Origin of the sequence: Chloroflexus islandicus, assembly GCF_001650695.1 — a bacterium.
Classification (GTDB): domain Bacteria; phylum Chloroflexota; class Chloroflexia; order Chloroflexales; family Chloroflexaceae; genus Chloroflexus; species Chloroflexus islandicus.
Window position 1 is genome coordinate 18,618 of the sequence record NZ_LWQS01000076.1, and the last position, 12,905, is coordinate 31,522.

The 12,905-nt window shown below is 60.2% G+C and carries 10 protein-coding genes; 2 read left to right on the forward strand and 8 right to left on the reverse strand.

Features of this window, described 5'->3' with window-relative positions; genetic code table 11:
* Positions 1–100: 100 nt before the first annotated feature.
* Entirely contained in the window at positions 101–1,795 is a 1,695-nt protein-coding gene (locus tag A6A03_RS15245) for a methylmalonyl-CoA mutase family protein (protein ID WP_066790001.1), read from the forward strand.
* 55 nt (positions 1,796–1,850) lie between these two features.
* Here the strand turns inward: A6A03_RS15245 and A6A03_RS15250 are convergent, their stop codons facing one another.
* From A6A03_RS15250 to A6A03_RS15285, 8 genes are all read right to left on the reverse strand, one after another.
* Positions 1,851–2,591, reverse strand: coding sequence for a heme exporter protein CcmB (locus A6A03_RS15250; RefSeq protein ID WP_066790002.1), 741 nt, complete (start codon positions 2,589–2,591; stop codon positions 1,851–1,853).
* Positions 2,592–2,652: 61 nt separating this feature from the next.
* Entirely contained in the window at positions 2,653–3,267 is a 615-nt protein-coding gene (locus A6A03_RS15255; protein ID WP_066790004.1) for an ABC transporter ATP-binding protein, read from the reverse strand.
* Between the two features lie 484 nt (positions 3,268–3,751).
* Positions 3,752–4,705 (reverse strand): alpha/beta fold hydrolase, encoded by a 954-nt coding sequence (locus A6A03_RS15260; RefSeq protein ID WP_066790006.1) that lies wholly within the window; start codon positions 4,703–4,705, stop codon positions 3,752–3,754.
* The gene (locus A6A03_RS15265) at positions 4,702–5,349 is read right to left on the reverse strand and encodes a hypothetical protein (protein WP_066790007.1); all 648 of its coding nucleotides are present in this window, start codon (positions 5,347–5,349) and stop codon (positions 4,702–4,704) included. The genes A6A03_RS15260 and A6A03_RS15265 overlap by 4 nt, the downstream gene beginning before the upstream one ends.
* Positions 5,350–5,406: 57 nt before the next feature.
* On the reverse strand, positions 5,407–6,270 hold the full coding sequence (gene prmC, locus A6A03_RS15270) for a peptide chain release factor N(5)-glutamine methyltransferase (RefSeq protein WP_066790012.1): 864 nt from the start codon (positions 6,268–6,270) through the stop codon (positions 5,407–5,409).
* Positions 6,267–8,600: a SpoVR family protein gene (locus A6A03_RS15275; protein WP_066790014.1), complete on the reverse strand. Its 2,334-nt coding sequence runs from the start codon at positions 8,598–8,600 to the stop codon at positions 6,267–6,269. The genes prmC and A6A03_RS15275 overlap by 4 nt, the downstream gene beginning before the upstream one ends.
* 24 nt (positions 8,601–8,624) lie before the next feature.
* Positions 8,625–9,740 (reverse strand): DUF444 family protein, encoded by a 1,116-nt coding sequence (locus tag A6A03_RS15280; protein WP_156525358.1) that lies wholly within the window; start codon positions 9,738–9,740, stop codon positions 8,625–8,627.
* 108 nt (positions 9,741–9,848) lie between these two features.
* Complete coding sequence (locus tag A6A03_RS15285; protein ID WP_066790020.1) at positions 9,849–11,927, reverse strand: PrkA family serine protein kinase; 2,079 nt, start codon at positions 11,925–11,927, stop codon at positions 9,849–9,851.
* A gap of 307 nt (positions 11,928–12,234) precedes the next feature.
* On the opposite strand from A6A03_RS15285, the gene A6A03_RS15290 reads away from it, so the two are divergent.
* Positions 12,235–12,750 (forward strand): CvpA family protein, encoded by a 516-nt coding sequence (locus tag A6A03_RS15290; protein ID WP_066790016.1) that lies wholly within the window; start codon positions 12,235–12,237, stop codon positions 12,748–12,750.
* Positions 12,751–12,905 lie beyond the last annotated feature (155 nt).

Below are 12,905 nucleotides of genomic sequence, written 5' to 3' on the forward strand. Positions count from 1 at the left end.
TTCGCACGCTGGCCTCGCCGGGCCGGCTCGACAAGGTGTACAATAGGTATAGTCGTGCATCTAGTTGCGGCCATCCACCATTCGTCTGTCAGGAGGGACGATGATGTCTGACATCGAGCAGCTTTCTGCCGCCCACCAACAATGGGAACAGCACTGTCTCTGGCCGGCTCTCAAGCGCGCCCCTGAACGCACTGGCCCGTTCATGACCACCAGCAGCGCGCCGATCGAACGGCTCTATACCCCGCTCGATCTAGCCCGCGATGGCATGACTCCTACCGAGCATTTTCTGCACAACGTCAGCTACCCCGGCCAGTATCCCTTCACTCGCGGCATTCACCCCACCGGCTACCGCGGCAAACTGTGGACGATGCGCATGTTTGCTGGGTTCGGCAGCGCTGAAGAGACCAATGCCCGCTTTAAGTTTTTGCTCGAACAAGGCCAGACCGGGTTGTCGATCGCGTTTGATATGCCCACTTTGTACGGGCGCGATACCGATCACCCGCTGGTCGAGGGCGAATTCGGCAAGTGCGGCGTGGCGGTCTCGTCGCTGGCCGATATGGAGATTCTGCTCGATGGGTTGCCGCTCGATCAGGTCAGCACCTCGATGACGATCAATTCGCCGGCGGCGATGATTTGGGCGATGTATCTGGTGGTGGCCGAAAAGCGCGGCATTCCGTGGCACCAGTTGCGCGGCACGATCCAGAACGACATTCTCAAAGAGTACATTGCCCAGAACGAGTATATCTTCCCGCCTGAGCCGAGCATGCGCTTGGTGGTTGACACCATCGAGTTCGCTGCCCGCCACGTGCCGCAGTGGAACCCGATCAGCGTCAGCGGCTATCACATTCGCGAGGCCGGCAGCACCGCCGTGCAAGAGCTGGCCTTTACGCTGGCCGATGGCTTTGCCTACGTCGAAGCGGCGCTCGAGCGCGGCCTTGACATTGACGAATTCGCGCCGCGGATCAGCTTCTTCTTCAACGCCCACAACGACTTCTTCGAGGAGATTGCGAAATACCGGGCGGCGCGCCGGATTTGGGCGCGGGCAATGCGCGAGCGCTACGGCGCCAAGAACGAGCGTTCGTGGTGGCTGCGCTTCCACACCCAAACCGCTGGCTGCTCGCTCACCGCGCAGCAACCCGAAATCAACATCGTGCGCACCGCGATTCAGGCGCTAGCGGCGGTGCTCGGCGGCACCCAGAGCTTGCATACCAATTCGATGGACGAGGCGCTGGCGTTGCCGTCGGAAAAGGCGGTCACGATTGCGCTGCGCACGCAGCAGATTATCGCCTACGAGAGCGGGGTCGCCAATACCGTCGATCCGCTCGGCGGCAGCTATTTTGTCGAGGCGCTGACCGACCGGATGGAGCGCGAGGCGCAGGCGATCTTCGATGCGATCAATGCCCAAGGCGGGGTGATTGCCGCCATCCGCAACGGCTACTTCCACCGCGAGATCGCCGATGCCGCGTATCGCTACCAGCAAGAGATCGACCGCGGCGAGCGGATTATCGTCGGCGTCAACGCCTTCCAAGACGACGAGCCGCTGGAAATCCCGATCTTGCAGATGGATCCCGAAGGCGAAAAGCGGCACCTCGAACGGCTCAACCGCGTCCGTCGCGAGCGCGATCAGGAGCTGGTCTCCCGCCGGCTGGCCGAACTCCGCGCCGCTGCGCAGGGCAACGAGAATATGATGCCGGCCATCCTCAATTGCGTGCGCGCTTACTGCACGCTGGGCGAGATGTGCGATGTGCTGCGCGAGGTGTTCGGCGTCTACCAGCAAGATACCGTGATCGTATAAGCCAGTCTATGGAGTGCGGCAGTCGTACTGCCGCACTCCATGGTTCTCCACTCCCTCATGCCTCCCACACAAACGGGAACAGCATCAACGACGCGGTGAATGTCACCACCACATAGGCCAGCAAAAAGCGGATCGGCCCAAACACCACATCAATCGCGACATTCTCTAGCGTTTGCGCAGTGCCTTGAATCGCGACGATCAGCGGCGCTACCAGCAACGGGAAGGCCAGCACGGCGAAGAGCGCGCCCTTGAAACTGGCGCGAGCAATGATCGCGGCAATGATGGTAGTGGCCGAAGTGAGGGCCAACCCGCCGGCGACCAGCATCGCGCTAAACGCGAGCGGGCTGCCGACTTTGACTCGCAGCAAGACGATGAAGAGCAGCGTGGTGACGGCGCTCAACGCCATCACCAGCGTCAAGTTGAAACAAAACTTGCCCAGAAACACCGCCGTAGGCGCTGCCGACAAGCGCAAGGCTGCCATCGTCCGCGCCTCTTCTTCGTAGACAAAGCTGCGCGAGAGACCGTTGAGCGCAGCGAACAGCAGTGCAATCCACAGCAACGCCGACTGAATCAGCAGCGCCTCTTCGGTGCGGCGCAAGCCGAGGAAGCCAACGCCGAGGCTGACCGCAGTGGCGGCGCTGATCGCAAAGAGCAGCAGGGTATTGATGGCATAGCGTGTGCGCAGTTCGCAGGCGATATCTTTACGGAAGATCGCCCAAGCGGCGCGGAGCGTCGCACTGATCCCGCTCGGCGGCGGCGCAGGGATGTCGATCAGAGAGGATTCTTGTTCGATCACGGTTATGTCTCTGTCGGGGCGACGCATGCGTCGCCTAAGGGCGACGCATGCGTCGCCCTTACTAGCCCCCTAGTCGTAGGATAAGGTCAGCATAGCGCAGCTCACGCGGATCGTTGGTCGCAATCACCGTGAGGCCACGCCGGCGCTGCTCAGCGATAATCTGATCCACCACCGCTGCCCCCCGCTCATCGAGCGTCACCGTCGGCTCATCGAGCAAGAGCACCGGCGGGCGATGGAGCAGGGCAAAGGCATAGCGCAGACGCTGGGTCATGCCTGACGAATACGCCGCCAACCGGTCATCGCCGCGCTTGCCCAAACCCACCTGCGCGAGCAGATCGTACAACGCAGCGTCAGAAATAGCCAATCCGCGCACACGGGCAAAAAAGCGCAGATTCTCAATCCCGCTCAATTCACGGTACAGCGCCAAATCAGGCGCAACCCAACCGATCAAATGGCGCGCATCACGCGGATCAAACCGGTTGCCGCCGGCCTCATAATAGGCCGTACCAGCCGCTGGCGCCTGCAAACCGGCCAATATCCGCAACAAGGTGCTCTTGCCGCTGCCGTTGGGGCCGCTGACCACCAACACCTCACCCCGGTGGAGGGTAAAGCTAATATCGCGCACAATCGTGCGCGCGCCATACCCGGCGCTCAGTTGCGAAACGTGAAGCTGCATACGGTATCCGGTCGTGCCGCGTGGCCGCTCCGCCCGCGCTGTATGCAGATTATACCAATTCTTGGCCGGTCGCTGTGTGTATGGTGGGTGAGCGCCGCACTCCCCGCTTGTCATTGCGAGCCGCGCGTAGGGACATCGCATCGCGATGCAATGCCCGCGCGCGGCGAAGCAATCTCCCGCTCCCCGCTTGTCATTGCGAGCCGCGCGTAGGGGTATCGCATCGCGATACCCATGCACGGAGAAGCAATCCTCCACAAGCGCGGAAACGGCACCCTTTCCGCCGAAGGAGGAGATTGCTTCGGGGGCTGCGCCCTCTCGCAATGACATACTAGCCTGTCCTTGCGAGCGGAGCGTTAGCGGAGCGAAGCAATCCCCTGCGAGCGCGGACGAGGTATGCTTTCCGCCGAAGGGGGAGATTGCTTCGGGGGCTACGACCCCGCCCAATGACAAGCGGGGGCGTCACCGCGCACTGATATAAGGAAGTCTACATTCTTCCCGGCGGCACGGCAGAATGTGGCGCCGGTCGTGGTGGCGGTGGTGGCGGCGCTTCGCTACTGTCGATGGAGTTGCTGCGTTCAGGCGCTGGCGGCGCCAGTGGTTCAGCTCGTGGTGGTGTTGTGGTGTCCAATGGCTTGGTGTCTGCTTTGGGTGTAGAGACGATCAGATCAGGCTGCTGCAAGAAACCCAGCAAAATCTCGTGGAAGCGGTCGGCTTCGTCCACAAACGGGAAGTGGCGGCTCTGCTCCATGCGCACGACTTGCGCCATCGGCACGTGGGTAAAGAGCTGGAGTTGGTTGGGGTTGACAATATCGTCGCGCGCGCCATGCACCACGAGCGCCGGTACGCACAGCTTGTCAAGCATTGGGGTCAAATCGGTGCGCCACATTGAATGGATCGCGCCGCGAATGGTGTCGGCGGTGGATTTGGTGCTGTCTTCGAGCACCTCGTCCACTTCGGGGTCGAGTGAGTCGCCGAAGAAGAAGCGGAAGAGTGAGCGGCGCAGCCATGGCCGGCGGGCGAAGAATTCGGCGAAGAAGGGGCGGTCAACCAGCTTCAGCATCCACGAGAGCGAGTTGCCATTGATCGGCGCTCCGACCGTGGCCACGCGGGTGACGCGCTCAGGGTGTTCGATCGCCGTCTTCATCGCGACCATACCCCCCATCGAGTGCCCAACTAACGCCGCTCGCTCGATTCCCATCGCATCGAGGAACCGGATGACCTGATTGGCATAGCCTTGGATGGTTGGCATTTCATTGGTGCGTGACTCGCCGAACCCCCAGAAGTCGAAGGAGTAGGTGCGAAAGTGGCGCGATACAACCTCCATTGAGGTGTACCAATAGCGCCAACTGCCGAGCCAGCCATGCAGGAAGACGACCGGCCTCCCGCGCCCGAACACTTCGTAATGCACCCGCTGATTGTCGATGACGATGATGCTCATGCTGGCCTCGCCGTTGAGGAAGAATTCACTGCGCGGGCGCGCAACTGGGCAACGCTGGTTTCGCGTTCGTGCAGCGACCGGCGCAGGCGCCATTGCAAGGTGGCAATATCTTCAGAGATGCTGCGCAAGTGCGCCATCTCTTGTTCAAGCTCTTCCAGTAACGCGCGCGCTTGCAAGCCGGCGGAAACCGCGGTGCGTTCGGTCGAAAGGTGGGCGATGCGCTCTTGAATGGCTGCCAGTAGGCTGAGCAGGTTGGCCCACGCTTCGTTGTCGTTGACTTCGTGCTGGCGTTGCTGCTGGCCACGCGATTCAATCCAGCGTTGAATTTGCTGTTGCAGTGCCGTGATCCGCTCTTCCAACTGGCGCACCGCCGTTATATCTATCTCGCCGCCGGCCCGTTGCGGCGGGGTTGCCGTGAGTTGGGCGAGTTGTTGTTGCAAATTGGTCATCGCCGCGCTGAGTTGTGATTGTCGTTGCATCACGGCTTCTTGCTCGTTGAGCATATCGAGCAGCATGAGGCGCAGTTGCGACGATTCTTGTTCGCTCCGCGCCGCCTGTTGCTGCAACAGATGCGGCACATACCAGAGCAGAATGAACAGCAGCGTGATGATGGCAATACCGAGCGCGACAAAGAGTGCAGTCATAGCAATCCTCCTGATCTCCGCCCGTAGTATACCGTTATCTGGCAATAGCGAGCTAGATCAGCGGATGACATCTGGATTACGCGCCCACACGACTCGATCGCGTCCGGCTAGATCGCGCTGGATTCCAACTTCAGCCTGCGGCATCGCCTGACGGAGTAAGTGTACCACAGCCGCCGCTTGCCATGCGCCAATCTCTAATAGTATAGCCCCATCCGGTTTGAGGTACGCAGGTGCAGCGGCGATCAGCCGGCGGTAGCAGTCAAGCCCATCCGGCCCGCCATCGAGGGCGAGGTGCGGTTCGTAGCGGTAAACGCCTTCTTCGATCTCGTTGAGGATTGTGTAGGGCGGATTGCTGACGATCAGATCGACCGGGCCGGGCAGCGGCTCCAGCAGATCGCCTTCGAGCAGCGTGATGCGATCGTGCAGGCGGTAGCGCGCAACGTTAGCCGCGGCCACCTCCAGCGCGCCGGCGCTCAGATCGACCCCATAGATGATCGCATGCGGCAGATGCATCGCCAGCGCAATCGCGATGGCGCCGCTGCCGGCGCCAATATCGGCGATGGTGATCGGTGCGTTGCCGTAGCGTCGCGCCTCGGCCAGCGCCAGCTCAACCAGCACTTCCGTTTCGGGGCGGGGAATGAGGACGCGCTGGTCGACCAGCAGGTCAAGGCCAAAGAATTCGCGATGGCCAATCAGATAGGCGACCGGTTCGCGGGCGGCGCGGCGGGCAACCAACCCAGCAAACGTCGCCTGCTGTGCAGGCGTTAGCGGGTAGTCGCGCTCGGCGACCACTTTGGCCCGCGACCACCCTAACGTATGGGCAAGGAGCAGCTCGGCATCGAGGCGGGCCGTCGCGCTGACGGCCCGCAACTGTTCGCTCGCAGTGCGTAAAGCGTGTTGGATCGTAACGTCGTCGCTCAATCTAATCGCCGTTCGCTAAAATCACGCCCGTCGAACGACAGCAAGCGGCGCTTCTCGTCGATCACTGTCTCAAGATGGACGGGGCGCGTCCAAATTTTGAAGAGATTGCGCATCGTCTCGCGGGCGTAATCGATCTTGAGATCAACGCCTTCGTGGCGGTGGCGCAAGTACAGCTCGCCGCGATTGCCGTAGTTGCCGTCTTCGACGAGGATCACCGGCTGGCCGAAGTTGGTGAGCCGGAAGAGCAGCTTCTCTTTGACCTCTTTGAACTCGCGGGAAGCGATTTCGTAGAGGTCAGTGTCTCGATTATAGCGGAAGGTGAAGAGCTTCTGTTCCATCACGAATTCCGGCGTGAGGAATTCGTCAATGAAGGTGACATCGTTGTAGAGCCGGCGCACCTCGAAGATCTTTTGGCGGCCAAGACCGAGCTGCCTATCCCACGAGCGTTTGAGCCGGATATCGTCGCACTCTTCGTACTCTTTGCCGAATTTGCCCTTGTTCCAGCGATCTTCGATGTCACGCAGCAATTCCAAGCCTAATTTGTACGGATTCAGCCTGCCGCCGCCGGTTGCTACCACCCCCGAATGGAGATCGGCGAACGAGACGATCTCAGCCGCCGACGCGACGCGCTGGGTCATGATCGTGCTGTGCCAGTAACTATTGTGGTTGATGAAGCCTTGCGCCGCGTAGCGATGGGTTTCCGTGACCGAGATGTCGTAGACATCGGCGACGCCGTGCTCGATGGCGACCACCTCATCGGCCCATGCCGTAGGCGCAGCAGGGGTGGTAAAAGCATGTTCCAGCGCAGCAGCATCGGCAAGGTGCAGGATTGCGCCTTCGCGCCGCGCCATCACGCCAAGGTTCAGCAACAGCAACTGCACAGTTGTCGCTTGGGTCTGATCGGCGCACGTAAGCTGCATCCCAGCGTTATTCGTTTGGCTGGCGCTAGCGCAGAAGTCGCGCAGGAAGGCGACCACCTGCGGGCGCGGCGAGCGGCAGATCGCGGCCAGCGCGCGCTGGTCGGGGCGAGCGGCGCACTGCGCGCCGAGCTGGGCGGCCAGCGTCTCATCAACCACAGTGGCTGGCGCATGCCGGTAGCCGTGGCGACGGGCAGGATAAACAGGCGTAAGCGCTGTTGCCGTCGCGGTTGCCAAAGCTGCCACCCGCTTGAGCGCCGGACGGCGGCGGAGGATGGCCGGCGCAGTGGCCCACAGTTCGGTACCGCCGGCGATGCGCACCTGATCGCCGGGTTGCAGCGCATCCAACCGCCGCCACTCGCCATTGGCGAGCAGAATGCGGTGATTATGCGAACCGGAAAGCGTCAAGCCGGCGCGCGTGTGGATAGTGACCGTCGGGTAGGCGGTAAAGACATTCCAGTCGTAGACCGTCTGCGCGCGCTCACCATCGCTGACGCGGGCGTGGCGGCGCTGGGTCACTAATTCGCGCATCGGGATCAGGCCGCGGTCAGTGATGATCAAACTCTCGCCGGTCAAGCAGGCCCAACCCTCATTAAGAATCTTGGTCATGCCTTGCGGCGCGAAGTAATACGCTTCATCGCGGATAATCTCCAGCACCGTATGTTGCCAGCTCTCAAGCGGGGCAAAATTCATCAAGAACAGCAGCACATCGCGCTGCGGATTCTCTGGGAAGCGACGCTGGCGGGCGCGTTCCTCTTCGAGTTTGCGCCGCTGCCGTTCCAGAAACTCCGGCGGGTTAATGTAATCGCGCATATACTCGCGCTCGACCGGCAAGCCCTCGACCACCGGCGGCTCCTCGTCGTTGACGATCGGGCGCGGGGTGACGGCTTCGGGACGGCGGATGTAAGGCGCATGGTAGTCGATCAGATTTTCCAGCGATAAACAGATGTCAATAAACTCTTCCACCTGATCGTAGCCGATGCGGTCAATGATGCGCTGGATGCGGGCAGCGTGGTTTGCCATGGTATCGAGCATTTTGCGGTTCGTGTGGGCAAACCACATATTGTTCTTGAAGAAATCGACGTGACCGGTCACGTGGGCCATCACCATCTTCTGGGTCACATCCTCGTTGCCCTCCAGCAGATAGGCATACGAAGGATTATTGTTAATCACCATCTCGTAGATGGTGCTGCCGGCCCAGATATGGCCCTTGAGCAACTGATCGTACTCCATGCCGAAGCGCCAATGCGGATAGCGCGTCGGGAAGCCGCCGAACGCCGCCGTCTCATAGAGCGTGCGGTAATCGAGCACTTCGTAAATGATCGGAAAGAAATCGAGGCCGTATTCACGGGCAATCTGCTCGATCTCTTGGCGCGCCTGTTCGAGATGAGCGGGAAGGCGGGTACTCTTCATACGCACACCAAAGGAATAGAGCGATCAGCGACCTTTGCCGAGGAAGGCGCGGATCGCGTCGTAGATATCGTCACGATCGGCAATTTCAGCAATCACCACCCGGTCGTCGCCGCGCAGATACTCTTCGAGGTCGTGGGCGAAGCGACCAGAACCGTAGAGCGAACGCACCTGACCGTAGCAGAACAGATTCACCTTGGGCAACAGCTCGCGTTTGAGCAGCTCAACACACTCGCGGGTATCGCCACCGCCCCAGTTGTCGCCATCGGAAAAATGGAACGGATAGATATTCCATTCGGTGGCCGGGTAACGCTCGTCGATCAAGCGATTGCAGAGCTTGTACGCCGACGAGATCTTGGTGCCGCCGCCTTCGCGAATGTGGTAGAAGGTCTGCTGATCGACCTCTTTGGCAGCGGCATCATGCACGATATAGCGAATTTCGATCGACTTATACTGCGAACGCAGCCACGTCTCGATCCAGAACGCCGTCATGCGCACCAGCTCTTTTTGCTCGGCCCCCATCGACCCCGACACGTCCATCATATAGATAATGACGGCATTGCTTTCGGGCATGAGGGTCTCTTTCCACGAGCGATAGCGCATATCCTCGGGAATGGGCACCACGACCGGATCGTCGAGGTCATACTCGCCGGCGGCGATCTGGCGGCGAAGCGCCTCGCGGTAGGTGCGCTTAAAGTGGCGCAGCGAGTTGGGGCCAGTGCGGCGAATGCCGCTGTACTTATCCTTCTCGCTGATCAGATTCTTCTTGCCTTTCGGCTGAATATTGGGCAATTGCAGCTCTTCGCCGAGAATCTGGGCCAGCTCCTCGATCGTGATGTCTACTTCGAGGATATGCTGGCCGGGTTCAGCGCCGGCCTGCCCGGTGCCTTGCTGGCCATCACCTTGCGCGATCGGATCGCCAACGTCGCCATCACCCTGCCCGACGCCGCCACCCTGTTTCGCGCCATAGCGGAATTGCGGGATGTCGATCTGCGGGATCGGGATGCTGACGTAGCGTTTGCCCTGCCGCCCGATCAACTCTCCCTGTGACATATACTTGCGCAGGTCTTTCTTGATCCGGCCGCGCACAATCTCGCGAAAGCGGCTCAGGTCGCGTTCAGCGCGTTTCATTGACATCGACATAGACGGCACCCTGCGATGAGTTGAGAACACCGTATGCTACGCGGCAACGATAGGGCGCTGCTAGGAACAAGGCCTGCCTTGCCCCTAGCAGCGTGGCTTGGTTTGCCCTTAACGGCGCGTATCGCCGCGGGCGAAGATCGAGGCCACGTAGTTGAGCACATCGGTCGCCGACTGCTCGTTGTAGCCGAAGTCGCGGATCAGGCGCGCCTTGACCACATCGATCTTCTCTTGAGTATCTTTATCGATCACCCGTGAGACGAGCGAGGTAAGCTTGATGCTATCCTTCTGATCCTCGAACAGCTTCAGCTCGAGCGCCTTATGCAGCCGCTCGTTGGTGCGGTAATCGAAGGTCTTGCCCTCGATCGCCAGCGCGCCGATGTAGTTCATGATCTCGCGGCGGAAGTCATCCTTGCGCGACTCAGGAATATCGATCTTCTCCTCGATGCTGCGCATCAGGCGCTCATCGGGTTCTTCGTACTGGCCGGTGTAGCGGTTGCGCACCTTCTCGCGCTGGGTGTAGGCTTTGATGTTATCGATGTAGTTGGCGCACAGGCGCTTAATCGCCTCTTCATCAGCCGAGATGGCGCGTTGCACTTCGTTCTTCACAATCTCGGTATACTCCTCGCGCACGACGGCCAGCAGGTCGCGGTAGCGTTTGCGCTGCTCTTCGTCGGTGATCAGGGCATGGTTCTTGAGGCCGCTTTCGAGTTCGTTCAGCACCATGAAGGGGTTGATGTACCCCTCTTCCTGATTGCTGACTAGCGCATTCGAGATCTTGTCTTGAATATAGCGCGGCGAAATGCCCTCCATGCCTTCGCGCACCGCCTCTTTGCGCAGCTCCTTGATGTTGTCTTCGGTGAAGCCGGGCAACGTCTTGCCGTTGTACAGCTTCAGCTTCTGCAACAGGGTCAGATTCGGCTTCTTCGGCTCTTCGAGGCGGGTCAGCACGGCCCACATCGCCGCCATCTCAAGGGTATGGGGCGCGATATGGACGCGCACCTTCTTCTTGTTGAAGTCGCGCTCGTAGATCCGCACCTCGTCGCGCAAGCGGGTGACGTAGGGAATATCGATGCGCACGGTGCGGTCTTTCAGCGCCTCCATAAACTCGTTATTCTCGAGGCGGCGATATTCCGGCTCGTTGGTATGGCCAATGATCACCTCGTCGATGTCAGTTTGCGCAAACTTCTTCGACTTGATACGATGCTCTTGCGACGCGCCGAGCAAGTCGTAGAGGAAGGCGACATCGAGCTTGAGCATCTCGACAAACTCGATGATGCCGCGGTTGGCAATATTAAACTCGCCGTCGAAGTTGAAGGCGCGCGGATCGGAGTCAGAGCCGTAGATCGCGATCTTGCGATAGTTAATATCGCCAGTCAGTTCGGTGCTATCCTGATTCTTCTCGTCTTTGGGCTGGAAGGTGCCGATCCCGACCCGATCCTGCTCGCTGAAGACCAGCCGGCGGACGCGCACATGGTTCATGACTTTGAGCCAATCGCCATCGTAGCGCTGCATCAGCTCGCGGAAGTGGAAGCGGCAGACTGGGCAGAGGTCGCCTTCGATCCGGATCTGGCGATCAGGGTCAAGGTTCTCGTTCAGCCGCTCGATAAAGCTGGCGCGCAGGTCGCGCGGGATCAGGTGCAGCGGCTCTTCGTGCATCGGGCACTTTTCCCATTCCGATTCCGGAACTTGGCGCCAATCGAAGGTGTCGTGGTGTTCGATGACGCCGGGGTACCAGTCGTAGGTGTATAATGCGCCATCTTCGGTGCGCGAATAGTGCTCGAGGCCACGTTTCAGCCGGCGCACGATGGTTGATTTCGACGAACCGACCGGGCCATGCAAGAGCAACACGCGCTTTTCGGTGCCGTAGCCGCGGGCGGCCCCTTTGAAGAAGTTGACCAGCCGCATGAGCGGGATCTCGAGCCCGAAGACGGCATCATCGCCATCGAACGACTCATCGGAGAAGAACTTGTAGCGGATGAGGCGCTTCTTGGCGTCGATAAATTCCTCGGTGCCATACGACATAATCATGTCGTAGACCCGTTGAAAGGCGTTGCGGGCAACTTGCGGCTTGCGGGCGACAATGTCGAGATACTCGGCAAAGGTGCCGCGCCAGTTGAGCTGCTGAAAGTGGCGGCGATCCTGCTGCTCGCCAATCATCTTCATCAGCTCGAAACCGGATAGGGTCATGTTCATACGTCCTCCTGCTGAGGGATGTCCCCGCCGGCGTTCCGGCGGAGCGTTTGATGGGTCGCGGACAGCCATCATCTGTGTGGTGATGCAAGGCCACAACCGGGATGCCAACGTGCAGGGTGCGAACTGGCAGTAACGCGGCGGTGCTGCCGCATGCCAGTGAGCTCGCGCGCCGTATGTGACAGCTTTGCGTGCTCTGGGAAGCGGAACGAGGAATCTTTCAGGTGAAGGTATTATAGCAAGGTGTCAATCGCCCGTCAAGGACTTTATGTCGTGTTGATCATTTGTTCAAGGAGGCGTGTCAGTGACGAATGTTGATATTGCGATTTTCGTAGTGCTGGGATTATTTGCGATTCTGGGCTTGTATTGGGGCTTGATCCGGCAGGTGTTGGCAGTGGTGGGGGTCGTGGTCGGATTTATGCTGGCCGGCCAATATGGGACGGAGGTGGCGGTGTGGCTGGGTTCGTTCATCACTGATCCGAATCTGGCGCAGGTGTTAGGCTTTATTGCGGTATTGTTGCTGGTTAGCAGCGTTGCCAGCCTGATTGCGTCGCTGTTGCATTCGATGGCCGGTTTAATGTTTCTCGGCTGGCTCGACCATCTGTTGGGCGCGTTGTTGGGCTTAGTGCAGGGCGTGATCGCGGTGACGGCGGTGCTGATCGTACTGGTGGTGTTTCCGGTCGAACCGTGGAGCGGCTGGTTGCAAAGTTCGCTCTTGGCTGGCTGGCTGTTGCGGCTGGGTGAGCCGCTGACGCTGTTGCTGCCGGATCTGTTTGCGGCGGCGGTGCGCACCTTCAACGAGTTTGGCATCTTGCCGTAACGGCAAGCCGCAGAGGGGCCGATGTAGAGGCGGATGGCTGTCTGTGGAGCGCGAAGGGCGCAGAGGTTTTTTATGGTGAGGTGTGAGTGGGTTGGGATTGGCCCCCACCCCCGGCCCCTCCCCCGCTGGGAGAGGGGAGGATTGGCCCCCACCCC

Coding starts and splice junctions, on each gene's coding strand:
- A6A03_RS15245 (WP_066790001.1), top strand. CDS start 101: ATGATGTCTGACATCGAGCAGCTTTCTGCCGCCCACCAACAATGGGAA.
- A6A03_RS15255 (WP_066790004.1), bottom strand. CDS start 3,267: ATGCAGCTTCACGTTTCGCAACTGAGCGCCGGGTATGGCGCGCGCACG.
- A6A03_RS15260 (WP_066790006.1), bottom strand. CDS start 4,705: ATGAGCATCATCGTCATCGACAATCAGCGGGTGCATTACGAAGTGTTC.
- A6A03_RS15265 (WP_066790007.1), bottom strand. CDS start 5,349: ATGACTGCACTCTTTGTCGCGCTCGGTATTGCCATCATCACGCTGCTG.
- A6A03_RS15275 (WP_066790014.1), bottom strand. CDS start 8,600: ATGAAGAGTACCCGCCTTCCCGCTCATCTCGAACAGGCGCGCCAAGAG.
- A6A03_RS15280 (WP_156525358.1), bottom strand. CDS start 9,740: ATGTCGATGTCAATGAAACGCGCTGAACGCGACCTGAGCCGCTTTCGC.
- A6A03_RS15285 (WP_066790020.1), bottom strand. CDS start 11,927: ATGACCCTATCCGGTTTCGAGCTGATGAAGATGATTGGCGAGCAGCAG.